Here is a 24,943-nt window from a genome sequence, read left to right on the forward strand (position 1 = left end):
TACCGTGTGGGAATCACGGGGGCCTGAACCGATTCATATGATGCGGCACTGCCGCGCGTTCTCCGAAAGCCGCCCGTCTCGGCCCAGCGGGGCGCACGACCGGGTTCCGGCAGACGCGAAACCGTGACGCCATCCGGGCCGCCAACCATTCATATCAACGATAAACCGATAATCGGGAGACTGCTTATGAGTACGGTAGATGCCGTCGATCTCGGCAGACGCCGCTTTCTGACCGCCACGGCAACCGTGGTCGGCGGCGTGGGCGTGGCGTTCGTCGCCGTTCCATTCTTGAAATCCTGGTCGCCCAGCGAGCGCGCCCGGGCCGCCGGCGCACCGGTGGAAGCCGACATCAGCAAGCTGGAAGAAGGCGCCATGATGACCGTCGAATGGCGCGGCAAACCGGTCTGGCTGCTGAAACGCACCAAAAAAATGCTGGACGATTTGCCCACCCTCGACGATCAATTGCGCGATCCCAAATCCCAAGAGACCAGCCAGCAACCCAAATACGCCCAGAACGCGTATCGCTCCATCAAATCCGAAACCCTGGTGCTGGTCGGCATCTGCACCCATCTCGGCTGCTCGCCCACGTTCCGTCCCGACGTGGCACCCGCCGATCTGGGGCCGAACTGGAAAGGCGGCTTTTTCTGTCCCTGCCACGGTTCCCGCTTCGACTTGGCCGGCCGCGTCTACAAGAGCGTGCCCGCGCCGCTCAACCTGGAAGTGCCTTCCTATCGGTATATGACCGATTCGCGGGTGTTGATTGGCGTTGATCCGGAGACTGCATAATGGCGAACACACAAGGCACGACCGGTCTGCTCGGCTGGATCGACGAACGGTTTCCGCTGACCAAGTCGATCCGCGAGCACCTGACCGAATACTACGCGCCGAAGAACTTCAATTTCTGGTACTTCTTCGGCTCGCTGGCGCTGCTGGTACTGGTCAACCAGATCCTGACCGGCATCTGGCTGACCATGAGCTACAAACCGTCCGCCGCCGACGCCTTCGCCTCGGTCGAATACATCATGCGCGACGTGGACTGGGGCTGGCTGATCCGCTACATGCATTCCACCGGCGCCTCGGCCTTCTTCATCGTCGTCTACCTGCATATGTTCCGCGCCCTGATCTACGGCTCCTACAAGAAGCCGCGCGAGCTGATCTGGATCTTCGGCGTGCTGATTTTCCTCGCCCTGATGGCCGAGGCGTTCATGGGTTACCTGCTGCCCTGGGGTCAGATGTCCTATTGGGGTGCCCAGGTCATCATTTCGCTGTTCAGCGCCATCCCCGGCATCGGCCAGGATCTGTCGCTGTGGATTCGCGGCGACTACGTGGTGTCCGACGCCACCCTGAACCGCTTCTTCTCGCTGCATGTCATCGCGGTGCCGCTGGTGCTGCTGGGGCTGGTGGTCGCCCACATCCTCGCCCTGCACGAAGTCGGCTCCAACAATCCCGACGGGGTCGAGATCAAGAAGGTAAAAGGCGAAGACGGCAAGCCGCTGGATGGCATCCCCTTCCATCCGTACTACACCGTCAAGGACCTGGTCGGCGTGGTGGCGTTCCTGATCTTCTTCTCGCTGGTGATCTTCTTCATGCCCGAGATGGGCGGCTACTTCCTCGAACACCCCAACTTCGACCCGGCCGACCCGCTGAAAACGCCGCCGCACATTGCGCCGGTGTGGTACTTCACGCCGTTCTACGCCATGTTGCGCGCGGTGCCGGATAAATTGGGCGGCGTGATTACCATGATTGGCGCCATCGTCATTTTGTTCTTCCTGCCTTGGCTGGACCGTAGCCCGGTGAAATCCATCCGCTATCGCGGGTTCATGTTCAAGTTGATACTCACCGCCTTCACGGTATCGTTCCTGATTCTGGGTTATCTGGGTGCCCTGCCGCCGAGTCCGGCCCGTACCACCATAGCGCAAACCTGCACCATCATTTATTTCGCCTTCTTCCTCGTGCTGCCGTTTCTGCCGGCACTCGAAAAGACCAAGCCTGTACCGGAAAGGGTGACCGAACAATGAAAAAAAATCATTCTCGCACTGGCGGTTCTGGCGCTGCCGGCCCTGAGCGTGGCATCCGGCGGCGAAGGTTATCACCTGATGACGGCGCCGATCGACTCCCACAACAAAGCGTCGCTGCAACGCGGCGCCAAGCTGTTCGTCAACTACTGCATGGGCTGCCACTCGCTGGAGCACCAGCGCTACAACCGCATGGCCCGCGACATCGGTCTGACTGACGAACAGGTCAAGGAGAATCTGATCTTCACCGGCGCCAAGGTCGGCGACACGATGAAAAAACGCCATGCGCAAGAGCGAAGCCAAGGGTTGGTTCGGCGTGGTGCCGCCCGATCTGACCTTGATCGCCCGCTCGCGCGGCGTGGACTACCTATACACGTACTTACTGACCTTCTACGAAGATCCCAGTCGGCCGTTCGGCGTGAACAACGCCGCTTTCCCCAACGCGGGCATGCCACATGTGCTGTGGGAACTGCAAGGAATGCAGAAACCGATCTATGAAAAACACAAGAATGCCGAGGGCCACGAAGTCGAAACCCTCACGGGTTTCGAGCTGGTCCAGCCCGGCAGCATGAACCCGCCGCAGTTTAAGGAATCGATGGCAGACCTGGTCAACTTCCTGTCCTACGTCGGCGAACCCATCAAGCTGGAGCGTCAGCGGATCGGGGTTTGGGTGATCCTGTTCCTGGCGTTGGCCTTCGTGGTGTTCTATCTGCTCAAGAAGGAATACTGGAAAGACGTACACTGACGCCGCCATCGGCGGAGGGCGCGGGTCGCTCTCCGCCAGGGCGTTGCGCTTGCTCATTCCTCCCCGTGCGCCATTGGGGAGGATCTCATCTCCCAACCCGCCGACCGACCCCGCCATGACTTCGACCCGGCCCTATCTGATCCGCGCGCTTTACGAGTGGATCGAAGACAACGGCTTGACGCCGCACATTCTGGTCAACGCGGAATTGCCCGGCGTGGAGGTTCCCAAGCAGCATGTGCGCGATGGACAGATCGTGCTCAACATCAATTCGATCGCTGTGCGCGACCTGCGCCTGGGCAACGAATGGATCGAATTCAATGCCCGCTTCGGTGGCGTCGCCCGCACGGTCCACATTCCCATCACCGCCGTGCTGGCTATCTACGCCCGCGAGAACGGCCACGGCATGGCCTTCGGCGAGGAGATGGGTGGCGACGAACCGCCACCACCCGACAACGAACCGCAACCGGACAAACCGGCCGCCCGCACCGAACGCAGACCGGTGCTGAAGATCGTGAAATAGCCTTTACTTGATGTATTCGAACAACGTCACGACCTGCTTCACCCCCCCCCACCCGGCTGGCGACTTTGGCCGAGGCGTCAGCCTCAGCGGGTTTAACCAAACCCATCAAATAAACCACACCGCTCTCCGTAACCACCTTGACCCGGGTGGGATCGAAATCGGGAATCTGGATCTGGAACAGCGCGGATTTGACCTTGGTGGTCAGCAGCGCATCGTTGCTCTGCACGGACATGGAGTTGGGCGGACCGATCACCAATTCGTTGTAGACCAAACGGACCGGCGGTTCCTTCAGATCGCGGGCAATCTGCTCGGCCTGCTGCCGCGCCTGCGCCGACACCACCTCGCCGGTCAACAGCACCGCGCCGTTGTAGCTGGTGGTGGCGATCCGGTTGCCCGGCGGCAAGGTTCGCATGAACAAATCATAGAGCTTCAATTCGATGGTCTGATCGTCAACCACGGAGCCGGTGGTGCGGCGGTCGTGCGCCACGCTGACACCCATCGCTGTGCCACCGACAAAAAGCGCCGCGCATCCCCCCAGCAACACCATCGCCAGCACCGCGCTGGCCAAGCGTATCCACCACGTCATGATTCCTCCTTACCAAACAGTAGCCAGTCCACCAAATCGCACAAACAATGAATGATGAGAATGTGGGTTTCCTGAATTCGCGCCGTCGCCGGCGCCACGGCCCGTATTTCGATATTCCCGTTACCGAGTTGCTCGGCCATGCGTCCGCCGTCGCGGCCGGTCAGCGCCAAGGTCGCCATTCCCAATTCGCGGGCGGCGTCGATGGCCACCAGCACGTTCGGCGAATTGCCGCTGGTCGAGATCGCCAGTAACACGTCGCCCGACCGCCCTAACGCCCGTACCTGTCGGGCGAAAATCTGTTCGAAGGCATAGTCGTTGGCGATGGAGGTGAGCGCCGAGCTATCGGTGGTCAACGCGATGGCGGCCAACCCCGGCCGCTCGATCTCGAAGCGGTTGACCAGTTCGGCGGCGAAATGCTGGGCGTCGGCGGCTGACCCGCCATTACCGCAGACCAGGATTTTATTGCCCTGCCTCAATCGCTCGGCCAGCAGTTCGGCGGCCTGCACGATGCGCGGCCCCATCGCCGCCAGGGTACGCTGCTTGGCTTCGAGGCTGGCGACGAAATGTCGTTCGATGCGTGTCAACGGTTCCATGAATTGATCCAGCGAAGGGTGGCGCGACCGGAAGAAGATTAGCGCGTATCGTTTCGATTGTTATCGTCGATTCGAGCATCGCACCTCCAAGGTACTCAAAAAGATGTTCCAGCCGCAAGCCGCAAGCCGTTTCATCGAATCGATGGTCGGGTTATTCCAGAGGATGGGACGGAAACATTGGCTTTTGGGCTGTACCGGGCGATCTGCCGGCACAATCGAGAAGGACGACTGTGGCGTGCTGGTGGAGGCGTTGTTTGATCGGTGGATCATATCGAGACAGGACGGAGGTTGCCCGACTTGCTGCCGGACAAACCAGGATGCGGGATTACTCGTCGAAGGTACGCGGACGCAAAGCATCCGGTTTCAAGAACGGCTTGGCTCCGGTATTGTCATGCTGACCGAGCAGCACTCCATCTCGTTCGGTGCCATACATCGTGTACTGATGGAAGTTAAAATACTTCTCACGAGTTTCCTTGACATCGCCGGTGTAGCGCGGGTCTTGTGGACGCTCCTGACTATTGACATATAAGGCAACCGCCCACGCATCCCGATCACTCAGGGCACCAGGCTTGCCAAGCGGCATGTTGTTCTTGATGAACGATGCCGCCGTGTAAACCCCGCGCCATACCAGCCCCCCCAATTGTAGGAATCATCACCCCACAAGGGCGGGAAAACGACCTTTCCCTCCACACTTTTACCCTGCCCCGTGGCGCCGTGACAGATTGCGCATTGGGCCTGATAGACCTTTTCGCCCTGCACATAGTGAATATCCTTGGGTATGTCCTTACCGAGCGAACTGTAACCCCGACCACCGATATGGGTTTCGTAGACCGGCGCCTTGAGCGCCAACCATTGATGATAGGCACTCAAGGCCAACATCATATCGCTACCATATTCCGGCGGCTTACCGTTCAGCGAGAAGGAAAAACAGCCCGCGATCCGCTCTTCGAGCGAATTGACATGGCCGTTCTTGCCTCGATAATCCGGCAAAGTCGTCGCGGCCGGCCAGATCGGTCCCGACCAGTTCAACCGTCCCTCACCCAAATGGCAGTTCTTGCAGCTTAAGCGGCTGAACACATATTTGCCGCGATATTGCTGAGTATTCATGAAGATGTCCCGCCCCTTCAAGATCACCTTCTTCAATTGCGGCTTGATTTCCTGATCTTTCATCAAATCATCGACGGTGGGCGCATGGTGAACGTATTGGCCCTTCTTGAAGGGCGGATGTTCCACCGGCACCTCGGCGGCATGGAGCATGCCACTACCCAAGATCACAGCGACCCAGAGCACGGTACTGAATGGACGCATCTCATTTCCCTCCCTTGGGGTCCTGACGTGCCAGCCAAGCCGCGACGGCTTCGATTTGGGTCTCCGTCAAGCGTCCGGCAATAGCAAGCATCAGATGGTTGGGATCGTTGTTCCGGGTACCCGTTTTCCAAGCCTTTAGCTGCTGTTTAATATAAGTTGGGTGCTGTCCGGCAAGTTTCGGAAAATCGGACCCAACACCCACATTACCGGGACCATGGCAGGTTTCGCAAGGCACGATGTAATGATCCCAATCACCCTTGGTGGCCAGGGCTTCCCCAAGCGCCAGCGTGCCAGGCGCACCGGACGGCAGCGACGTGGGCGCGGTGTCCAGCGCGGCATAATAGGCCGCCACATCGGCTATCTGGTCGTCGTTAAGGTCATCCACGTTCGGCGACATCACCGCGCTCTTACGCGCGCCAGAGCGATAGTCCCGCACCTGCTTGACCAGATAGCCGGCATCCATGCCGGCAAGACGTGGAAAGCCAGCCAAATCGTTACCAGCTCCATCCAGGCCGTGGCAAGCAACGCATGGAGCGCCGCTGCCATCGCCCGCAGTCACGATCAGCTTGCCTTTTTCAGGATCGCCGGCGCCATGGGCCACACCAGTCAGGGCGAGCACGGCACCAAACAACCAGCCGCGATACACTTGCATCATGATAGATCCTCCTTAATTCATCGCGACCGTTGCAGGGCACGGATGCCCTGTTCCAATCCCTCCAGAGTCAGCGGGTACATGCGGTCGCCCATCAGTTCCCGCACCATCTGGATCGAAGGGACATAGCTCCAACGGTTCTGTGGCTGCGGGTTCAGCCAGATGGCCTGCGGATAGGCCGCCAGCAATCGGCTCATCCAGACATCGCCGGCTTCCGGGTTGAAGTGCTCGACGCTGCCGCCGGGGTAGGTTACTTCATAGGGGCTCATGGTGGCGTCACCGACTAGAATCAGCTTGTAGTCCCGCCCGAAGGTATGCAGCATCGATACCGTTTCAGTCTTCTCGGTATAACGGCGACGGTTGTCCTTCCACAGCGACTCGTACACCATGTTGTGAAAGTAGAAATACTCCAGGTGCTTGAACTCGCCGCGCGCCGCCGAAAACAGCTCCTCGCAAACCCGGATATGGTCGTCCATCGAGCCACCCACATCCAGAACCAGCAGCACCTTCACCGCGTTATGCCGCTCCGGCACCATCTTGAGATCGAGATAACCGGCGTTGCGGGCCGTCGACCGAATCGTGTCGTCCAGATCCAGCTCTTGCGCGGCGCCTTCGCGGGCGAAACGACGTAGCCGCCGCAATGCCAGCTTGATATTACGGGTGCCCAACTCCACCGTGTCGTCCAGATTGCGAAACTCGCGACGATCCCAGACCTTGGCGGCCCGGCGGTGGCGCGAGGTGTCCTGGCCGATACGGATGCCTTCCGGGTTGTAACCGTAAGCCCCGTAAGGCGAGGTACCGGCGGTGCCCACCCACTTGTTGCCGCCCTGATGCCGCCCTTCCTGCTCGGCCATGCGCTGGGCGAAAGTTTCCATCAGCTTTTCCCAGCCGCCCAGCGATTCGATCAACTGCTTGTCCTCTTCGCTCAGGGTCAGCTCGGCCAGTTTGCGCAGCCACTCCAGCGGCACCTCGGCGCCGATCATTTCGTCGAACAGGGTCACCAATCCCTTGAAGTGGCTACCGAATACCTGATCGAAGCGATCGTAATGACGCTCGTCCTTCACCAGCGTCGCCCGCGCCAGATAGTAGAACTCGTCGATGTCGTGAGCGGTCACCCGCTGGCTCAGCGCTTCCAGCAAGGTGAGAAATTCGGTCAGCGTGACCGGCAGGCCGGCTTGGCGCAGCTTGAGAAAAAAAATCGGTCATCATGAGCGGAAATCCTCGACTCAGGACCCCTTTCCCACTGGAAAGAGGCGCTGGCGGTTCGGTTCTCAATCCTTCTTGCGGCGCGACATGAACAGCAACCGCTCGAACAGGTGCACGTCCTGCTCGTTCTTCAGCAGCGCCCCGTACAACGGCGGGATCAGTTTGCGCTGGTCGCCGCGCAGCGCCTCGGGCGGGATGTCCTCGGCCACCAGCAGCTTGATCCAGTCCAGCAGTTCCGAGGTGGACGGCCGCTTCTTCAGACCCGGCACCTCGCGGATTTCGAAAAACGTCTCCAGCGCCTCGGCCAGCAGGTGCTTTTTCAGGTCGGGATAATGCACTTGCACGATCCGCTCCATGGTCTCCTTGTCGGGGAAGCGAATGTAATGGAAAAAACAGCGGCGTAGGAAAGCGTCCGGGAGTTCCTTCTCGTTGTTGCTGGTGATGATGATGATCGGCCGATGCCGCGCCTTGACCACCTGTTGGGTCTCGTAGACATAAAACTCCATGCGGTCGAGTTCGAGCAGCAAATCGTTGGGAAACTCGATATCGGCCTTGTCGATCTCGTCGATCAGCAACACCGGTTGTACCTCGGCGGTAAACGCTTCCCACAGCTTGCCCTTGACGATGTAGTTGCCGATCTCATGCACTCGCGCTTCGCCCAATTGCGAATCGCGCAACCGAGAGACGGCATCGTACTCGTACAAGCCCTGCTGGGCCTTGATGGTGGATTTGATGTGCCATTGGATAAACGGCCGGTTCAGGGCGTTGGCGACTTCCTCGGCCAGTTGGGTCTTGCCGGTGCCGGGCTCGCCCTTGACCAGTAATGGCCGACCCAAGGTAACGGCGGCGTTGACCGCCATCATCAAGTCATCGGTGGCGACATAGCGGTCGGTACCGCGAAAACGAGCTTCGGACATGCACGATCTCCTTTGCAGACGAGCGACAACCAGGGCGGCTTCGCTGAAGGTTATAAAAAAATTTCTTATTATTCTTTATGCTTGGCTAGCCGCGCCTGCTATTTTTAAATGGCAAAGCAATTGAAGGTTGATCAGTGTACAGGAACTCTGTTCCGGCGCCGCACCCAAACCCTCCGAACCCGCACCGATCCGGCGCGGCCGCCCTCATCACGGATACTGACCGCCGCCTCCGGCAAGAGTGCGGCAACCGATGCAACCCCGCCCGATAGAGAGCAACGATGAAAGCGCAGACCATTCTGGAAACCATTGGCAATACTCCGCACGTCCGTATCAACCGGCTGTTCGCCAACCGCAACGTCGAAATCTGGATGAAGCTGGAACGGGCCAATCCCGGCGGCAGTATCAAGGATCGCATCGGCCTGGCGATGATCGAGGACGCCGAACAACGCGGCCTGATCACAGCCAATACCGTGATCGTCGAACCCACCTCCGGCAACACTGGCATCGCCCTGGCGCTGGTGGCCGCGACCAAGGGCTACCGCCTGATCTTGACCATGCCGGAATCCATGTCGCTGGAACGGCGGCGCTATCTGGCGGCGTTGGGGGCGGAACTGGTCCTCACACCCAAGGAAAAGGGGATGCCGGGCGCCATCGAGAAAGCCCAGGAAATCGTGGACAGCACGCCGGGCGCCTGGATGCCGCAGCAGTTCGAGAATCCCGCCAACGTCGAGATTCATCGCCGCACCACCGCCCAGGAAATCCTCGCCGACTTCCCGGACGGGCTGGATTATCTGATCAGCGGGGTCGGCACCGGCGGCCACATCACCGGTTGCGCCGAAGTGCTGAAGGAGCACTTCCCGGACCTGAAAGCCTTTGCGGTCGAACCCAGCGCCTCTCCGGTACTGAGCGGCGGCCAGCGCGGCCCCCACCCGATTCAGGGCATCGGCGCCGGCTTCGTGCCGGCGGTACTGAACACGCGCATCCTGGATGGCATCATTCAGGTGGCCCACGACGATGCCTTCAAGTTCGCCGTGCGCTGCGCCAAGGAGGAAGGCATCTTCATCGGCATTTCCTCCGGCGCGTCGCTGGCGGCGGTGTCCCAGAAACTGCCGGAAATCCCCGACGGCAGCCGCGTGCTGACCTTCTGCTACGATACCGGCGAGCGCTACCTGTCGGTGGCCGGGCTGTTCGACTGAACGACCGGAGCGGACTTGCCGAATCGCGACCGCGCGGCCCAGTCCGCTCCACCCTCCCCGATCGTTCGTCGACCAGCCGACCAGCGCCACCGGCACGAACTGGAACCCATTGCATGTCGCGATCCCAAACCGTATTACCCGCCGAATGGGCACCGCAGGATGCCATCCTGCTCACCTGGCCACATGCCGACAGCGACTGGCGCCCGTGGCTGGATCAGGCCGACTCCACCTTTGCCGCGCTGGCCGCCACCATCAGCCGTTATCAAACAGTCATTATCGCTTGCCAGGACCGCAACCATAGCCAGCATGTGCTCGACCTACTGGTCGCCGCCGGCGCCGAGGAGGACCGCTGTCGGCGGTACGTGACGCCCTCCAACGACATCTGGGCGCGCGATCACGGCCCGATCACGGTGTATCGCGCCGGTCGGCCAGTATTGCTGGATTTCCGCTTCAACGGCTGGGGCGGCAAGTTCGCCTGCGATCTCGATGACCGGGTGACCGCCCGACTGCATGAACTGGGGGCATTCGGCGCCACCCCGCGCGAATCGGTAGAACTGATCCTGGAAGGCGGCGGCATCGAATCCGATGGGCAGGGTACCTTGTTGGCCACCACCGAATGCCTGTTCAACCCCAACCGCAACGGGCTAAAACAGGCGGTGCTGGAACAACACTTGCGGGATGTGCTGGGCATCGACCGCTTTCTGTGGTTACGGCACGGCTACCTGGACGGCGACGATACTGACAGTCACATCGATACACTGGCCCGTTTTTGCGATCCGCGCACCATCGCCTATCAGGGCTGCGCCGATCCCGCCGACCCGCATTTCGAACCGCTGCAAGCCATGGCCGAGGAATTGCGCGCCTTCCGCGCCGCGGACGGCGAACCCTATCGCCTGATCGAACTGCCGCTGCCCGCCGCCCGCCACGACGAGACGGGCTGCCGGCTGCCCGCCGGCTACGCCAATTTTCTGATTCTGAACGGGGCGGTGCTGGTACCGCTGTATGGCGACCCGCTGGATACGGTGGCGCTGGCAACGTTGCAAGGCTGCTTTCCCAACCGGAAGGTGGAGGGACTGCCCTGCGAGGTGCTGATCCGCCAATCCGGCAGCCTGCACTGCGCGACCATGCAGCTACCGGCCGGTGCCTTATCGTCCGTCGGATGAAAAGAACCTCCTGGTGGACAACGGCGGCCTTGGCGCGAGGTCTATAACATTGAGCCGGACCTGCAGCGGGCCGTAAGGCGCCACCAAGTACCACGACGTGACGGATTGAGCCGAAGGAACACAACCATGAACACCATCAAACACTGGATACTCGCCGGCGTGGTCGCCAGCGGGATACTGCTGGTACCACTGCACAACGCGAACGCGGATGGACCGTATGGCGACGGTTATCACGGTGGATACCGGGGAGGCTATCCGGCGGGACGCCACGGCGGCTACTACGGCCACCATGGTTACCGGGGAGGCTATCGGGGAGACTGTTGGAACTGCGGAGCGGCGGGCGCGGCCGTTATCGGCTTAGCCATCGGTGCGCTGGTCGGTTCCGCCATCGCCGATGCCACGGCTCCGCCGGTAGCGGTCGGTCCGCCGGGACCTCCGCCAGCCGGTGGCTGCGCCGCAGTGGTCGTGGGTGGCGTCTCGTACTACAACTGCGATGACTACGGCGATGACTACGGCTACGGCTACAACCCCCGACCCAACTACTACTGGAACGGTTACGAGGTACGCGACGACGGCTGGCAGGCCAAGTAACCGCCTCCGGGCTGAGCCCACCATGGCGGCCCGCCCTTCGCTTCCCCGGCACGCTGGCCGAACGCGATCACGATAAAAGGCTTACCTGCTTTCGGGGGCAAGCCTTTTTACTTTGGACCAAACTCCATCGGTCCCGCCGAATTCGGATACAAAACCGTTGCAAGGAGCTACGCGGGTACGACGAGGATGACAAAAAGGCCAATCAGGCCGACGGCATGTCGCGGATGTGCTGATTCAGACGGCTCTTGTGACGGGCGGCCTTGTTGGCGTGAATCAAGCCCTTGCGCGCCATGCGGTCGAGCACCGGCACGGCCGTCCGATATTCCGATTCAGCTTTTGCCTTGTCGCCAACCTGAATGGCTTTGATGACACGCTTGACATAGGTGCGCAGCATGGAACGCATGCTGGCGTTATGCTGGCGGTGATTTTCAGCCTGACGGACACGCTTTTTCGCTTGAGCGGTATTAGCCAACTTAAATACTCCTTAAAACTCAAAAAGATAAACTTAGCCACGGATGCAACGCTAAAAAGGATTGAGAATATTGACAGTTTTCGCCGTGCTGTCAATCCCCAAGCGTGGCGCATCGCTGACAGGCCGAAGCAATCCCGCTATCATCCGCGCCTTCCGAACCGTCCAGCGCAGGTCCCCACCTTCCATGAGCAAGGCCCTTCTCAAATCGACCGGCGTGGTCAGCGCCATGACCTCGCTGTCCCGCATCACCGGCTTCGTCCGCGACATGATCTACGCCCAACTGTTCGGCGCCGGCGCCGGTACCGACGCTTTTTTTCGTGGCGTTTCGTATCCCCAACTTCTTGCGCCGGCTGTTCGCCGAAGGGGCGTTCTCGCAAGCCTTCGTGCCGGTGTTCTCGGAATACCAGACCCAGCGCTCCCCAGCGGAAATGAAGGAACTGGTGGATCAGGTGACCGGCACCCTGGGCGCGATCCTGTTCGCCATCACCGCCGTCGGCGTGCTGGCCGCGCCGCTGCTGATCCTGCTGTTTGCGCCGGGCTTCACCGTCGATGCCAACAAATATCAACTAACGGTGGAGATGCTGCGCATCACCTTTCCCTACCTGCTGTTCATCTCGCTGACCGCCCTGGCCGGCGGGGTGCTGAACAGTTGCGGCAAGTTCGCCATTCCGGCGATCACGCCAGTGCTGCTCAACCTGACCATGATCGCCGCCGCGCTGGGGCTGGCTCCCCGCATGGCGCAACCGGTGATGGGGCTGGCCTGGGGCGTATTCATCGCCGGCATCGTGCAATTGGGATTTCAAGTGCCTTTCCTGCTGCGGCTGAAACTGTTGCCGCGACCGCGCTGGGGTTGGGCCTCCCAAGGCGTGCAGCAGGTGCTGAAGCTGATGCTGCCGGCCTTGTTCGGCTCCTCGGTGGCGCAGGTCAATCTGCTGATCGATACCCTGATCGCCTCGTTCCTGGTCTCCGGCAGCGTCAGTTGGTTGTATTACTCCGACCGGCTGGTCGAGTTTCCACTCGGCATTTTCGGCGTGGCGCTGGGCACGGTGATCCTGCCCAAGCTGTCCCGCCAGCATGCCGGCGCCGAAACCGACGGCTTTTCCCAAACGCTGGACTGGGCGCTACGCTGGGCCTTGCTGATCGGCGTTCCAGCCACGGTGGCGCTGACGATCCTGGCGGGTCCCATCCTGTCGACGCTGTTTCAGTACGGCGAATTCGATGCTCGCGACGTGACCATGTCGACCCGCAGCCTGATGGCGTTCGCGCTGGGTTTGGTGGCGTTCATGCTGATCAAGGTGCTGGCGCCCGGCTTCTATGCCCGCCAGGATACCCGCAGCCCGGTCAAATACGGCATCATCGCCATGGTCGCCAACACCACGATGGTGCTGATCCTGGTCTGGCCGCTGGCCCATGCCGGGTTGGCGCTGGCCACGTCGCTGGCCGCCTTTCTCAACGCCGGTCTGCTGTTCGTCAACTTGCGGCGGCGCAACGTCTACCAACCACGCGCCGGCTGGGCGACGTTCCTGACGCAACTGGGCGCGGCCAACCTGGCCATGGGGCTGGTGCTGGCGTTCGGAGCGGGACATCTGGAGCAGTGGTTGCACGCCAGCGCCGGAGCTCGGTTGTGGCATCTGACCTGGCTGGTCACGGCCGGCGCCGGCACTTATCTGCTGGCGGTGCTGGCGGTGGGCATCAAGCCACGGCATCTGCTGATGGGACGCGGGTAAGCGTGCGTTAGCCGGACGCCTATCCCGACAAAATCGCTCGGGATTCGGTTATATTCTGGATCGTACTCCCGCACTTCGAGGACGACCGATGCGCATCCTGCTCGTCAAGCCCCAGGCTCACCTGAGAACCGTGCTCGGCCTCCAGCGCTTTCAGTGTCTGGAACCCCTGGAGTTCGGCTATCTGGCCGCCGCGATTCCCGAGCAACACGAAGTGCGGGTGCTCGACCTGCGCTTGTACCGCTTCGCCGACGCCGCCTTCGAACGCGCGCTGGCCCGTTTTCGGCCCGAGCTGGTGGGCTTCACCGCCTACAGCCACGAATCGGGGACCATGCAACGGCTGGCCGGCACGGTGCGTCGGCTGCTGCCCAACACCCGAATCGTGGTCGGCGGGCATCATGCCACCGTGGCGCCGGCCGATTGCAACATCCCGGACATCGACTACATCGTGCGCGGCGAAGGCTGCGCGCCGTTTGGCGCCCTGGTGGCGGCGCTGGACAAGGGGGACGAGCCCGAGGACATCGCCAATCTGCTATGCACCGGCGACCGTTTCGACGCAAGCGCCGCTTCGGTTTGGCCCCGCTATCCCGATCCGAGAACCATCCCGATCCCGCGCCGCGATCTGTGGGACAGCCGACCCTACTCCTGCATCTGGGTCCACGAGAATCCGCGCGACTGGCAAGTGCTGTTTCCCCCGGTCGCGATGGCGCGCACTTCCTACGGCTGCAAGATGACCTGCTCGTTCTGCATCGTGCCGTTCCTGAGCGGCACCACCCACATGCCGCGACTGGTCGATGTGGTGGCCGAGGATATCGCGCGGATCAAGGTCGATCACGTCTACTTCGCCGACGACGAGAATTTCATCGACGAACAATTCGGCTTCGAACTGGCCGAGGCGCTGGAAAGACGCGGCGTCAAGAAACGCTACTTCGCCTGGGCGCGCGCCACCACCATCCTGCGCTACCCGGAACTGCTGCGCCGCTGGAAGGAGATTGGCCTGGATGGGGTGTTCGTCGGCTTCGAGTTCGTCACCAACCAGGAACTGAAAGCGACCCACAAGGGCGGCACGGTGGCCCACAACGAGCGCGCCCACGACACCTTGCGCCGACTGGGCATCGCCTGCCATGCGGCATTCATGGTGCGACCGGAGTACGGCCACGCCGAGTTTCGGCGTCTGCGCGACTATGTGAACGCCATGCCCCCGGCGCAATACAGCTTCACCGTCTGCACGCCCTCGCCCGGCACGCCGGACTACGAAGCGGCGCGGCCGGCATTCTGGTGCGGCGACGCCTACGACTTGCACGACTGCATGCATCCGCTCACGCCCACCACCCTGCCGCTGCGTGAGTTCGCCGCGCTGCTGGCCCGCCAGATCCACGAGGCGGGCCGGCGTCATCCGCTGCGGGTCGAGCGCCACTTGACCCGTCCCTGGGAACTGGCCCGGATCGTCAATGCCGATTGGCGTTACCAGCAGGCGTTCCAGGAGTTGTATCGCGACTACCCGCGCGAACTGTGGGACTGGCCGGGAGACGCCAGAATGACCGCCTGACGCCGCAAGGGCAACGAAGTGGACGACGATCCGACGCCGGTCCCCCAACAAGGAGCGGGCGCCGGTGTGTCAAGAAACCGGCGATTGTCCCTATAATGGCGTTTTCGCCCGCAACTCGACCGACCCCACCACCGACGACCAGCATGGAATTGATTCGCGGCCAGCACAATCTTCGGCCCCGCCACCGGGGCTGCGTCGCCACCATCGGCAATTTCGACGGCGTCCATCTCGGCCACCGGCTGATTCTGGACCAATTGGCCGACCAGGCCGCGCAACTGCGCTTGCCGCGACTGGTCATCACCTTCGAACCGCAACCGCAGGAATTCTTCGCCGGCCCCAACGCGCCACCGGCCCGCCTGATGCGGCTGCGGGAAAAGCTGCTGGCGTTGGAGGATCTGGGCATCGAGCGGGTGCTGTGCCTGGAATTCGATCACCGACTGGCGGCCATGCCGGCGGAGGCTTTCATCGACGATCTACTGGTGGAGCGCCTGGGCGTCCGCCATCTGGTGATCGGCGACGATTTCCGTTTCGGCCACCGCCGCGCCGGCAATTTCGACCTGCTGGTCGAAGCCGGTCAGCGGCACGGTTTCACCGTCGCCGACAGCCACAGCCACAGCCTGGACGGCGAGCGGGTCAGCAGCACCCGCATCCGTCAGGCGCTGGCGCGGGGCGATCTGGAACTGGCGGCGCGACTGCTAGGCCGGCCTTACGACCTGTGCGGGCGGGTGGCGCACGGTGACCGTCGCGGGCGCACCATCGGCTTTCCGACCGCCAACATTCACCTGCATCGCCGGGTCACGCCGGTTTCCGGCGTTCATGCCGTGCTGGTCGGCGATCCCGCGCTGCCACCCTGGCCCGGCATCGCCAACGTCGGCCGCCGCCCCACGGTGGCGGGCGAGCGCGAGCGACTGGAAGTGCATCTTCTCGATTTTCAGGGCGATCTGTACGGCCGGCACGTCAAGGTCGATTTTCTGCACTATCTCCGCCCGGAACAACGCTTCGAATCGCTGACCGCCCTGCAAGCGCAGATCCGGCGGGACGAGCAAGCCGCTCGCGTTTATTTCGCCGAACGGGGCATACCCCTCCCTCCACCCTCAGCTCCGCTCCCACCACCGGGAGCGGGGAGCTCCCCACACGCTCTCCCAAAAGGAGAGGAGCGTTCTCGCATCGGTTCTTAGAGGCTTACCGTGGCTGATTACAAAGACACTCTCAATCTTCCCCAAACCGCTTTTCCGATGAGGGCGGATCTCGCCAAGCGCGAGCCGGATCTGCTGCGTCATTGGCGGGAATTGGATCTGTACCGCCGCCAGCGCGCCGAATTCGCCGGCCGACCGAAATTCGTGCTGCACGACGGCCCGCCCTACGCCAACGGGGTGATTCATATCGGCCATGCCGTCAATAAAGTGCTGAAGGACATCATCGTCAAATCCCGGACCCTGAGCGGCTTCGACGCGCCCTACGTGCCGGGCTGGGACTGCCATGGCTTGCCGATCGAGCAGATGGTGGAAAAGAAGTTGGGCAAGGTGGGGGTCAAGGTCGGTGCCCGCGAATTCCGCGCCGCCTGCCGTGCCTTCGCCACCGAGCAGGTCGCTCACCAAAGCACGGACTTCCAGCGCCTGGGCGTGCTGGGCGATTGGGAGAACCCCTATCTGACCATGGACTTCCGAGCCGAGGCCGATATCGTGCGCGCGCTGGCGAAGATCGTCGCCAACGGCCACCTGTACCGCGGTTCCAAACCGGTGTATTGGTGCATCGACTGCGGTTCGGCGCTGGCCGAGGCCGAGGTCGAATACGAGGATCGCGAGTCGCTGGCCATCGACGTGCGCTTCCCGGTGGCGAATCTCGAGGCCCTGTTGGCCCGCCTGCGCCATGTCGAGGGTCACGAAGGCAAGGGGCCGCTGTCCGTGGTCATCTGGACCACCACGCCGTGGACCCTGCCCGCCAATCAGGCGGTGGCGCTCAATCCGGGCTTCGAATACGTGCTGGTACAAGTCGAAACCGACCGGGGTCATGAGCGCCTGCTCGTCACCGAGCCGTTATTGAAAGACTCGCTGGCGCGCTGGCAAGTCGACACTTATCAGGTGATCGCTTATGGCCTGGGCGCGGATTTGGAAGGACTGGCGCTGCGCCATCCGTTTCACGACCGTGAAGTGCCGATCATCCTCGGCGATCACGTCACCACCGAGGCCGGCACCGGCGCGGTGCACACCGCCCCCGCCCACGGCCAGGAAGACTACGTGGTCGGCTCCCGTTACGGTCTGCCGGTGGACAATCCGGTCGGGCCGGACGGCAAGTTCCTGCCCGATACCCCGCTGTTCGCCGGCCTGCATGTGTTCGCCGCCAACGAACGGGTGATCGACGTGCTCAAGGCGCACGGCATGCTGCTGCGCGTCGCTCGACTGACGCACAGCTACCCGCACTGCTGGCGACACAAGACCCCGATCATCTTCCGCGCCACCCCGCAGTGGTTCATCGGCATGGATCAACACGGGCTGCGCGCGCGCGCGCTGAGCGAGATCGAGAAAGTGCGCTTTACCCCGGACTGGGGCCAGGCCCGGATTCAGGGCATGGTGGCCAACCGCCCCGACTGGTGCGTATCCCGCCAGCGTTATTGGGGAGTTCCGATCACCCTGTTCACGCATCAGAAAACCGGCGAATTGCATCCGAACACGCAGGTACTGATGGAACAGGTGGCGCAACGTATCGAACAGGGTGGCATCGACGCTTGGTTCGAACTCAACCCGGCGGAGTTGCTGGGCGCGGACGCCGCCGAGTACGACAAGGTCCCCGATACCCTGGATGTCTGGTTCGATTCCGGCACCACCCACCTCTCGGTGCTGGAACGCCGCTCGGAACTGCATTTCCCCGCCGAACTGTATCTGGAAGGCTCCGACCAGCATCGCGGCTGGTTTCAGTCCTCGCTGCTGGCCTCGGTGGCGATGCGCGGCGTCGCGCCCTACAGGGGGTTGTTGACCCACGGCTTCACCGTGGACGCCCAGGGCCGCAAGATGTCGAAGTCGCTGGGCAACGTGGTCGCGCCGCAAAAAGTGGTCAATTCGCTGGGTGCCGACGTGCTGCGGCTGTGGGCGGCGGCAACCGACTATCGCGGCGAGATGAATGTCTCCGACGAAATCCTCAAGCGCATGGCCGATTCCTACCGGCGCATGCGCAATACCGCTCGATTCCTGTTGGCCAATCTCAACGGCTTCGATCCCGCGCAACATCGTTTGCCACCGGAACGGATGCTGGCGCTGGACCGCTGGGCGGTGGACCGTACCCACCGTTTGCAGGAGGAAATCCTGGAGGCGTACGACCAGTACCTGTTCCATCTGATCTACCAGAAAATCCACAACTTCTGCTCGGTGGACATGGGCAGTCTGTATCTGGACATCATCAAGGATCGCCAGTACACCACTCAGCGCGACAGCATCGCCCGCCGTTCGGCGCAAACCGCCCTGTACCACATCGTCGAAGCCATGACGCGCTGGCTGGCGCCGATCCTCAGCTTCACCGCCGAGGAAATCTGGCGAAACCTACCGGGCGAACGCGGTCCGTCGGTGTTCCTGACCACCTGGTACGACGGATTGTTCGCGGTCGATGACGCCGAACCGCTCAACGCGGCCTATTGGGACCGACTGATCGCGGTGCGCGAGTTGGTGAGTAAGAAGTTGGAGCGCTTGCGAATCGAAGGCGGTATCGGTTCGGGGCTGGACGCCGAGGTGGATCTGTACTGCGACGGCGCGCTGGCGATGGATTTACGGCGGATCGAAGACGAACTACGATTCTTCCTGATCGTTTCCTACGCCCGGCTGCGACCGCTGAGCGAAGCGCCGGGCGACGCGGAACCGACCTCGCTCGACGGTCAGTCGCTGGTGATCCAGGTCGTGCCCAGCATCGAGGATAAATGCGGGCGCTGCTGGCACCACCGCGCCGATGTCGGTCACTATCCCGAACACCCACAGCTCTGTGGGCGCTGCGTGGACAATGTCGCCGGCGACGGCGAAACCCGGCGTTATGCCTGATGGCCGCCCGCTGGTACTGGTGGTTGAGCGGATCGGTGATCGTGCTGGATCAGGTCACCAAATTTCTCGCCGAGACACTGCTGACCTTTCATCAGCCGGTACCGGTATTGCCGTCGTTCAACTTGCTGCTGACCTACAATACCGGTGCCGCCTTCAGCTTCCTGGCCGGCGCCGGCGGCTGGCAGCGCTGGTTCTTCCTGGGGCTGGGGTCGCTAGTCAGCATCGGGCTGATCGTCTGGCTGCGGCGGCTCAAACCAACGGAAACACGACTGGCCACGGCGCTGGCGCTGATTCTGGGCGGGGCGATCGGCAATCTGATCGACCGTGCCTGGCTGGGCCAAGTGATCGATTTCATCCAACTCTATTATCAACACTGGTACTGGCCGGCTTTCAATCTCGCCGACTCGGCCATCACTGTCGGCGCGGCGCTGCTGGTGCTGGATAGCCTGTGGTCCGGCCGGACGAGTAAACCGAACACACTGGATGGCGCCTGAGCGCGCGGCCGACTTGCGGGAGACCTGCATGAGCGTACACATCCACCTTGCCAACCCGCGCGGATTCTGCGCCGGCGTGGACCGTGCCATCGGCATCGTCGATCGAGCGCTGGAACTGTTCGGTGCACCGATCTACGTCCGCCACGAGGTGGTGCACAACCGCTTCGTGGTCGACGATCTGCGCCGCCGCGGCGCGGTGTTCGTCGATGAACTCGACGAGGTGCCCGAAGACGCCACCGTGATTTTCAGCGCCCACGGCGTCTCGCAAACCGTGCGGGAAGAAGCGGCGCGGCGCGGACTGAAGGTATTCGACGCCACCTGTCCGCTGGTCACCAAGGTTCACATGGAAGTCGCCCGCCACGGCAATGCCGGCCGGGAAGTGGTGCTGATCGGTCACGCCGGCCATCCGGAAGTCGAGGGTACCATGGGCCAGTACGATGAAGCTCAGGGCGGACGGATGTATCTGGTGGAAACGGTCGAGGACGCGCGGACCCTGAGCGTGCGCAACCCCGCCGAACTGGCCTACGTCACCCAAACCACGTTGTCGGTGGACGACACGGCGCGAATCGTCGCCACCCTGCGCGAACGGTTTCCGGCCATTCAGGGGCCACGCAAGGACGACATCTGCTACGCCACCCAGAACCGCCAGGACGCGGTGAAAGATCTGTCGGGCCACTGCGAACTGATGCTGGTGGTCGGCTCCCGCAGCAGTTCCAACTCCAACCGATTGCGGGAGTTAGCGGAAAAACAGGGCACGCCAGCCTATCTGATCGACGGCCCCGAGGACATCGACCCGGCATGGCTGGCGGGCAAGACGGCCATCGGCGTGACGGCCGGCGCCTCGGCGCCCGAGGTGCTGGCGCGGCAGGTGATCGCCCGCCTGCGGGATTTGGGCGCGACGGCGATCACCGAAAGCGCCGGCCGTGCCGAAAACGTGATTTTCGCGCTGCCCAGGGAACTGCGCTGAAGCACTGGCCCGGCAACCGCTTCCAGGCGACTTGCCGAACGCGGCCGCTCCATTGGGGGAATCGTTCCACGCGCGGATCTTGTCGCCATGAAAGTGCTGATCGTCGATGACGAACCGCCGGCCCGCGACCGACTGCGGGAGCTGCTCGGCCGCCTGCCCGACCACGAACCCTGTGGCGAAGCCGGCAATGGCGCGGACGCCTTGCGGCTCGCCGCCAACCTGCAACCCGACATCGTCCTACTGGATATCCAAATGCCCGGCCTGGACGGTCTGGAAATCGCGCGGCGGCTAGCGACGCTGCCCCACCCCCCCGCGCTCATCTTCGTCACGGCCTACAGCGAACACGCGCTGGACGCCTTCGATACCCACGCGGTCGCCTATCTGCTCAAACCGGTCCGGCTGGAGCGACTCGAACAGGCGCTGATCAGCGCCAGCCGGCTCAACCGAGCGCAACTGACCAGCTTGACGGCCGAACGCGAGGAAACCGGGCGTACCCACCTTCGCGCCCGACTCGGCCAGCGACTGGAACTGATCCCGTTGGCCGACGTGTATTATTTTCAGGCTGACCAGAAATACGTCGTGGTCCGCCATCGTCATGGCGAAGCACTGATCGAGGAGACACTGAAAACCTTGGAACGAGAACTGGGAAACCGGGTGATACGGACGCACCGCAACGCACTGGCAATGGTGGCGCAAATCGCTGGATTGGAGAAAACCACCGATGAGAGCACGCGACTGATTTTTCAAGAAATCCCCGATCGGCTGGAGGTCAGCCGTCGTCACTTACCGGCCGTCCGGAAGTGCCTGAAACTTCTCTGAGGTCTGGGCGGATCGCGCCTTGTATGTCGGATTTGAGTGGGCTATAGTCATTGTTCGAAAAAATTCGCCGGGATAGCTCAGCCGGTAGAGCAACTGATTCGTAATCAGTAGGTCGGGAGTTCGATTCTCCCTTCCGGCACCAAACAAAACAAAGGCTTACCCGAAACCAGGTAAGCCTTTTTGTGTTGTGGCTAGCAGTATGGCTAGCAAAATTGAGAGCGCTAGGCTTGGAAACCAGCGCCACCGGGTCACCGGATACGGGGCAAAAGTTCCCGCTGTTCCCTCAATGCCCGTGCCAGTTCCCGCAATTGCTCACGGACCGCACCCTTGTAGGGATTGCGCGCCACCCGCGCCTTACCTTCCGGGGTCTTCGGACCAGTGGACCGCTCCCACGGTCGCCATTGCTGAATCGCCGCCGCTTGCCGTTGCCGCCGTTCGGGGGTCCAACCGTTCACTGGGTAATTCCTCCAAAAGTTTGTTCGGCAGAGTTTCGACTTCCCGCGCCCGCGCGGGATCACCCGCCGGAAGACCGTTGTTGACCTGTTGATGGCCCTGGGCAATGTTCGCCTGCTTGGCGATCACCACGGGCGGGTTCTTGATGCCCGCCAGCACTTCCAAGGTCCGGGTGCATTGCGCCTGTGCCCGCAGCGCCAGGCGCAGGTGAGTCTCATAGTGGGGGAACAGGTCGGCATCCATGCCGCGTTCGACCAGCCGGGCAAACAGGTTTTGCAGCGCCACCGCTTGGTTGATCAGCATCGCCTCGGCTTGGGCAAGATCGCCATGGTTGACCGCCTTTGCCTGCTCCCGCAGGGTATCGGCCAACAACGGTAAATCCAACCGATCCCCGATAGCGGTCATATTGCCCGCCCGCAGCACCCGCAGGGCGGCAAACTCCCCGCTGGTTGTCAGCTTGGTGACGGCGCACAGGTCTAACTCCGTATTGGCATGCGGTTTAGGTGGTTTCTTGCGTGGCATTCTTAATCCCGTCATTCATAAGCAAACACTAATATATGGCCAGGCTATCCCTTCGCCGCCAGCCAGTCCTGACCGTCGTGCGCGTCCACCAACCCCGGCATGGGATGATCGGGAAATAAATCCCGCCACCCGGCCACCATGCTTTCGGTCAAGGCGATCTTGGCGGCTTCGGTATCCCGGTCGGCGACTTCGAGCAGAATCTCATCGTGGACGTGATGGACCAGCCGGGCCTCCAGTCCCGATAACGCGGCGGGTATCCGCGCCAAGGCCGCCAGCAGGATTTCCGCGCCGGTGCCTGAACGGGGGTATTGAGGGCTTCCGTCAATTTCCAGCCGTAGGCTTCTTTCCCCAAATCCCGGATCAACCCGCCACGGATCCGCACGGCGGGATCGGTCGCGCCCTTCACCTTCGTTCGGGCGTGCCATCGGGCAATGCCGGGGTAGGCGCTGAAGAACGCGCGACGGGCTTTGACGGCGGCCTCCAGGGGCATCGCCACGCCGTAGGAACTGGACGCATACGCCGCCAGTCCCGCCGCGCCCATGCCGTAGATCAGGCCGAAATTACAGGCTTTGGCCAATTGCCGTTGGGACTTGGTGACCTCGGATTCTGGGATACCCGCGACGGCGGCGGCGGTGCGCTTGTGCAGGTCGGCGCCCATGGTGTAGGCGTCCAACATGGCGGGATCTTCCGCCAGCACCGCCGCTATCCGCAACTCGACTTGGCTGTAATCGGCGACCACCAGTCGATACCCGTCGGGCGCCTTGAACAGGCGGCGGAAGTCGCCGGCGGGGGGATTCTGTAGGTTGGGATTCCGGCAACGAAACCGACCGCCACGAGTGCCGGCCAAGGCGAAGTCGGCATGAATCCGCCCGGTGACCGGGTGGATATGCGCGGCATAGCCGGTGCCGTAGGTGCTGATCTTTTTGGCCAGCCGCTTGTACTGGCTCAGGGGAGCCAGGGCCGGCAGGGTGCACCCGTCGAACGCGGCCTCATCGGTTTTCAATTGGCCGGAGGCGGTGCGCGGCCATGCCTTCAATTCCTCGGCGGTGAGATGCTTGGCCAGCCATGCGCCCAACTGTTGACCGGAATCGGGATTGATTTGCAGATCGTGTTCCAACTGTTCCCGCAGTGGCAGCCTGTCCGCCGTCCACCGCGCCAGCCAGGCTTGGTGCGTGGTCGCGTCGAAGGGGATTCCGGCCAGCATGTGCCCGGCGACAGCCGGGACCGCTTGCGCCATGCGCCGATAGGCGGCGGCCTGACCACTGGCCTTGATCGCCGGGCCGTAGGCATCCCACAACTTCAAGGCCAGGACCGCATCCAGGGCGGCATAGGCTATCTGATCGGCGGATAGATCACGGGACCAGTCCGACCGCTGCAAGGTCTTGTCGATCTCGATGCCCAATTGCTCCCGCGCGCAATCGGCCAGAGACAGCCCTTGCCCGGTCGCTAGTCTGGACAGCAGCAGGGAGTCGTGTAGTTTGGCCGGGGTCAGTCCCAACCGGTGCAGGAACCGCCACTCGAAGACGGCGTTATGCGCGATCAGCGGGAGGGCCATGACCGGCTGGAGGAGATCGGCGGGAACCTGTTGGAGATCGATCACCCACACGGTTTGCCCGACCGCCAACTGAACGGTACGGATACGGGCCTTATACGGGTCCAGACCGGCTTTGGCGTCCAGCCGGTAGGCCGGCAACGGTGCGGTCTCCACGTCCAGACCGATCAGCGTATGGCCGGCGTTGGTCAGTTCGGCAATGGCCCGCCGGGCTGCTTCCGACTCACGGAGGTAGTGCACCCGGTAACCCCATCGTTCCAGCAGTACCCGTGCCGGCGGCGGTCCGACCGGTGCGGTCTGAAGGGAAAGGGTGAATTCTGGTGTAGGGGCGCTGCTATTTTGGCTATTCCTGCTATTTTCCGGGGTAGGGACGGTGGGAATAGCAGGAATAGCCGGAATAGCCGGGGTACTTCCCAATTCTTGAGTTTCAGGAATAGTCAGGAATAGCAGGCTCTCGTTGCCGATATTGTTGGATTCTCAGAAGCTGTGAAAAAACTCAATTACCTAAGCTACCTCTAAAGCAGTCCCTTGTAATAATACTCGTTCTTTACAAATTCTTCGCAGCATGAGTCGAATTGAGGCCATATAAACATGGCCCGTACTCGATGTGGGTTTCCGTTCGTAATCTTTGCTTAAGCGGCGAGATCGCCCGAGCCAAGCAAAGGTTCGCTCTACAACCCATCGCCGAGGTAAAACCTGAAATCCCTTATCCGTTTTCTTTTTTTCAACAACTTCAAAAATGCAGTCGAACTGTTCCTTGACCCATTGAACAAACTTTTCACCTCTATAACCACCATCCGCCCAGATTTTTTTTGACGCTATCCACGATTGAAAACAAGGTGGTCAAGACTTGGCGAGCCGCATGACCATCGTAGAT

The 24,943-nt window shown here is 62.0% G+C and carries 24 protein-coding genes, 1 tRNA gene and 2 pseudogenes; 15 read left to right on the top strand and 12 right to left on the bottom strand.

Annotated elements, in window-relative coordinates:
* The first annotated feature begins 186 nt into the window (after positions 1-186).
* The 4 genes and pseudogenes from petA to E4P82_RS00110 all read left to right on the top strand — a co-directional run bounded on the left by petA (position 187) and on the right by E4P82_RS00110 (position 3,280).
* Positions 187-786: a ubiquinol-cytochrome c reductase iron-sulfur subunit gene (gene petA, locus E4P82_RS00095; protein WP_169247003.1), complete on the top strand. Its 600-nt coding sequence runs from the start codon at positions 187-189 to the stop codon at positions 784-786.
* Entirely contained in the window at positions 786-2,018 is a 1,233-nt protein-coding gene (locus tag E4P82_RS00100; RefSeq protein WP_169247004.1) for a cytochrome b, read from the top strand. The genes petA and E4P82_RS00100 overlap by 1 nt, the downstream gene beginning before the upstream one ends.
* Before the next feature lie 6 nt (positions 2,019-2,024).
* Positions 2,025-2,760, top strand: a pseudogene (locus E4P82_RS00105) (cytochrome c1).
* A gap of 115 nt (positions 2,761-2,875) precedes the next feature.
* The gene (locus E4P82_RS00110) at positions 2,876-3,280 is read left to right on the top strand and encodes a ClpXP protease specificity-enhancing factor (protein WP_169247005.1); all 405 of its coding nucleotides are present in this window, start codon (positions 2,876-2,878) and stop codon (positions 3,278-3,280) included.
* A 97-nt stretch (positions 3,281-3,377) separates the two neighbouring features.
* Here the strand turns inward: E4P82_RS00110 and E4P82_RS22985 are convergent.
* The 7 genes and pseudogenes from E4P82_RS22985 to E4P82_RS00135 all read right to left on the bottom strand — a co-directional run.
* Positions 3,378-3,866, bottom strand: a pseudogene (locus E4P82_RS22985) (BON domain-containing protein); the annotation flags it as partial.
* Positions 3,863-4,459: a phosphoheptose isomerase gene (locus tag E4P82_RS00115; RefSeq protein ID WP_169247006.1), complete on the bottom strand. Its 597-nt coding sequence runs from the start codon at positions 4,457-4,459 to the stop codon at positions 3,863-3,865. The gene E4P82_RS00115 and the pseudogene E4P82_RS22985, both read right to left, overlap by 4 nt.
* Positions 4,460-4,784: 325 nt before the next feature.
* Positions 4,785-5,042, bottom strand: coding sequence for a c-type cytochrome (locus tag E4P82_RS21560; RefSeq protein ID WP_246327249.1), 258 nt, complete (start codon positions 5,040-5,042; stop codon positions 4,785-4,787).
* Positions 5,015-5,767, bottom strand: a complete 753-nt coding sequence (locus E4P82_RS00120) for a c-type cytochrome (protein ID WP_246327250.1) — start codon at positions 5,765-5,767, stop codon at positions 5,015-5,017. The genes E4P82_RS21560 and E4P82_RS00120 overlap by 28 nt, the downstream gene beginning before the upstream one ends.
* A gap of 1 nt (position 5,768) precedes the next feature.
* A complete protein-coding gene (locus E4P82_RS00125) occupies positions 5,769-6,422 on the bottom strand; it encodes a c-type cytochrome (protein ID WP_246327251.1) in 654 nt (217 codons plus the stop codon).
* A 17-nt stretch (positions 6,423-6,439) separates the two neighbouring features.
* A complete protein-coding gene (locus E4P82_RS00130; protein WP_246327252.1) occupies positions 6,440-7,558 on the bottom strand; it encodes a vWA domain-containing protein in 1,119 nt (372 codons plus the stop codon).
* A 132-nt stretch (positions 7,559-7,690) separates the two neighbouring features.
* On the bottom strand, positions 7,691-8,542 hold the full coding sequence (locus E4P82_RS00135; RefSeq protein ID WP_169247007.1) for an AAA family ATPase: 852 nt from the start codon (positions 8,540-8,542) through the stop codon (positions 7,691-7,693).
* 278 nt (positions 8,543-8,820) lie between these two features.
* On the opposite strand from E4P82_RS00135, the gene cysK reads away from it, so the two are divergent.
* From cysK to E4P82_RS21415, 3 genes are all read left to right on the top strand, one after another.
* Positions 8,821-9,738: a cysteine synthase A gene (cysK, locus tag E4P82_RS00140; protein ID WP_169247008.1), complete on the top strand. Its 918-nt coding sequence runs from the start codon at positions 8,821-8,823 to the stop codon at positions 9,736-9,738.
* A 113-nt stretch (positions 9,739-9,851) separates the two neighbouring features.
* Entirely contained in the window at positions 9,852-10,901 is a 1,050-nt protein-coding gene (locus E4P82_RS00145; RefSeq protein WP_169247009.1) for an agmatine deiminase family protein, read from the top strand.
* Between the two features lie 126 nt (positions 10,902-11,027).
* Entirely contained in the window at positions 11,028-11,492 is a 465-nt protein-coding gene (locus E4P82_RS21415) for a hypothetical protein (RefSeq protein WP_211202975.1), read from the top strand.
* Positions 11,493-11,694: 202 nt separating this feature from the next.
* Here E4P82_RS21415 and rpsT read toward each other — a convergent pair whose 3' ends face one another.
* Both rpsT and E4P82_RS00160 read right to left on the bottom strand, forming a co-directional pair.
* Complete coding sequence (rpsT, locus tag E4P82_RS00155) at positions 11,695-11,964, bottom strand: 30S ribosomal protein S20 (RefSeq protein ID WP_169247010.1); 270 nt, start codon at positions 11,962-11,964, stop codon at positions 11,695-11,697.
* 51 nt (positions 11,965-12,015) lie between these two features.
* On the bottom strand, positions 12,016-12,192 hold the full coding sequence (locus tag E4P82_RS00160) for a hypothetical protein (RefSeq protein WP_169246986.1): 177 nt from the start codon (positions 12,190-12,192) through the stop codon (positions 12,016-12,018).
* An 89-nt stretch (positions 12,193-12,281) separates the two neighbouring features.
* Here E4P82_RS00160 and murJ point away from each other — a divergent pair, with 89 nt between their 5' ends.
* The 8 genes from murJ to E4P82_RS00200 all read left to right on the top strand — a co-directional run bounded on the left by murJ (position 12,282) and on the right by E4P82_RS00200 (position 21,681).
* Positions 12,282-13,691, top strand: coding sequence for a murein biosynthesis integral membrane protein MurJ (gene murJ, locus E4P82_RS00165; RefSeq protein WP_420887041.1), 1,410 nt, complete (start codon positions 12,282-12,284; stop codon positions 13,689-13,691).
* Positions 13,692-13,779: 88 nt separating this feature from the next.
* Positions 13,780-15,237, top strand: a complete 1,458-nt coding sequence (locus tag E4P82_RS00170; protein WP_169247011.1) for a B12-binding domain-containing radical SAM protein — start codon at positions 13,780-13,782, stop codon at positions 15,235-15,237.
* A 143-nt stretch (positions 15,238-15,380) separates the two neighbouring features.
* Positions 15,381-16,415: a bifunctional riboflavin kinase/FAD synthetase gene (ribF, locus tag E4P82_RS00175; protein WP_169247021.1), complete on the top strand. Its 1,035-nt coding sequence runs from the start codon at positions 15,381-15,383 to the stop codon at positions 16,413-16,415.
* A 9-nt stretch (positions 16,416-16,424) separates the two neighbouring features.
* Entirely contained in the window at positions 16,425-19,259 is a 2,835-nt protein-coding gene (gene ileS / locus E4P82_RS00180) for an isoleucine--tRNA ligase (protein WP_169247012.1), read from the top strand.
* Positions 19,259-19,753 carry a signal peptidase II gene (gene lspA / locus E4P82_RS00185; RefSeq protein ID WP_169247013.1) on the top strand — a complete coding sequence of 165 codons (495 nt, stop codon included), beginning with the start codon at positions 19,259-19,261 and terminating at the stop codon, positions 19,751-19,753. The genes ileS and lspA overlap by 1 nt, the downstream gene beginning before the upstream one ends.
* 28 nt (positions 19,754-19,781) lie before the next feature.
* On the top strand, positions 19,782-20,720 hold the full coding sequence (gene ispH / locus E4P82_RS00190) for a 4-hydroxy-3-methylbut-2-enyl diphosphate reductase (protein ID WP_169247014.1): 939 nt from the start codon (positions 19,782-19,784) through the stop codon (positions 20,718-20,720).
* Positions 20,721-20,807: 87 nt separating this feature from the next.
* Positions 20,808-21,539 (top strand): LytR/AlgR family response regulator transcription factor, encoded by a 732-nt coding sequence (locus tag E4P82_RS00195; RefSeq protein WP_169247015.1) that lies wholly within the window; start codon positions 20,808-20,810, stop codon positions 21,537-21,539.
* Positions 21,540-21,605: 66 nt separating this feature from the next.
* Positions 21,606-21,681 (top strand) — tRNA-Thr (locus E4P82_RS00200).
* 212 nt (positions 21,682-21,893) lie between these two features.
* Here E4P82_RS00200 and E4P82_RS00205 read toward each other — a convergent pair.
* From E4P82_RS00205 to E4P82_RS00215, 3 genes are all read right to left on the bottom strand, one after another.
* Positions 21,894-22,514: a hypothetical protein gene (locus E4P82_RS00205; protein ID WP_169247016.1), complete on the bottom strand. Its 621-nt coding sequence runs from the start codon at positions 22,512-22,514 to the stop codon at positions 21,894-21,896.
* Positions 22,515-22,662: 148 nt separating this feature from the next.
* Entirely contained in the window at positions 22,663-24,306 is a 1,644-nt protein-coding gene (locus tag E4P82_RS00210; protein ID WP_169247017.1) for a DNA polymerase, read from the bottom strand.
* 264 nt (positions 24,307-24,570) lie between these two features.
* Complete coding sequence (locus E4P82_RS00215; protein WP_169247022.1) at positions 24,571-24,888, bottom strand: transposase; 318 nt, start codon at positions 24,886-24,888, stop codon at positions 24,571-24,573.
* Positions 24,889-24,943: the final 55 nt, after the last annotated feature.

This window comes from Candidatus Competibacter phosphatis (assembly GCF_012939995.1).
Classification (GTDB): Bacteria; Pseudomonadota; Gammaproteobacteria; order Competibacterales; family Competibacteraceae; genus Competibacter; species Competibacter phosphatis.

Coding starts and splice junctions, on each gene's coding strand:
- petA (WP_169247003.1), top strand. CDS start 187: ATGAGTACGGTAGATGCCGTCGATCTCGGCAGACGCCGCTTTCTGACC.
- E4P82_RS00100 (WP_169247004.1), top strand. CDS start 786: ATGGCGAACACACAAGGCACGACCGGTCTGCTCGGCTGGATCGACGAA.
- E4P82_RS00110 (WP_169247005.1), top strand. CDS start 2,876: ATGACTTCGACCCGGCCCTATCTGATCCGCGCGCTTTACGAGTGGATC.
- E4P82_RS00115 (WP_169247006.1), bottom strand. CDS start 4,459: ATGGAACCGTTGACACGCATCGAACGACATTTCGTCGCCAGCCTCGAA.
- E4P82_RS21560 (WP_246327249.1), bottom strand. CDS start 5,042: ATGCCGCTTGGCAAGCCTGGTGCCCTGAGTGATCGGGATGCGTGGGCG.
- E4P82_RS00120 (WP_246327250.1), bottom strand. CDS start 5,767: ATGCGTCCATTCAGTACCGTGCTCTGGGTCGCTGTGATCTTGGGTAGT.
- E4P82_RS00125 (WP_246327251.1), bottom strand. CDS start 6,422: ATGATGCAAGTGTATCGCGGCTGGTTGTTTGGTGCCGTGCTCGCCCTG.
- E4P82_RS00135 (WP_169247007.1), bottom strand. CDS start 8,542: ATGTCCGAAGCTCGTTTTCGCGGTACCGACCGCTATGTCGCCACCGAT.
- cysK (WP_169247008.1), top strand. CDS start 8,821: ATGAAAGCGCAGACCATTCTGGAAACCATTGGCAATACTCCGCACGTC.
- E4P82_RS00145 (WP_169247009.1), top strand. CDS start 9,852: ATGTCGCGATCCCAAACCGTATTACCCGCCGAATGGGCACCGCAGGAT.
- E4P82_RS21415 (WP_211202975.1), top strand. CDS start 11,028: ATGAACACCATCAAACACTGGATACTCGCCGGCGTGGTCGCCAGCGGG.
- E4P82_RS00160 (WP_169246986.1), bottom strand. CDS start 12,192: ATGGCGCTGACCACGCCGGTCGATTTGAGAAGGGCCTTGCTCATGGAA.
- E4P82_RS00170 (WP_169247011.1), top strand. CDS start 13,780: ATGCGCATCCTGCTCGTCAAGCCCCAGGCTCACCTGAGAACCGTGCTC.
- ribF (WP_169247021.1), top strand. CDS start 15,381: ATGGAATTGATTCGCGGCCAGCACAATCTTCGGCCCCGCCACCGGGGC.
- lspA (WP_169247013.1), top strand. CDS start 19,259: ATGGCCGCCCGCTGGTACTGGTGGTTGAGCGGATCGGTGATCGTGCTG.
- ispH (WP_169247014.1), top strand. CDS start 19,782: ATGAGCGTACACATCCACCTTGCCAACCCGCGCGGATTCTGCGCCGGC.
- E4P82_RS00195 (WP_169247015.1), top strand. CDS start 20,808: ATGAAAGTGCTGATCGTCGATGACGAACCGCCGGCCCGCGACCGACTG.
- E4P82_RS00205 (WP_169247016.1), bottom strand. CDS start 22,514: ATGCCACGCAAGAAACCACCTAAACCGCATGCCAATACGGAGTTAGAC.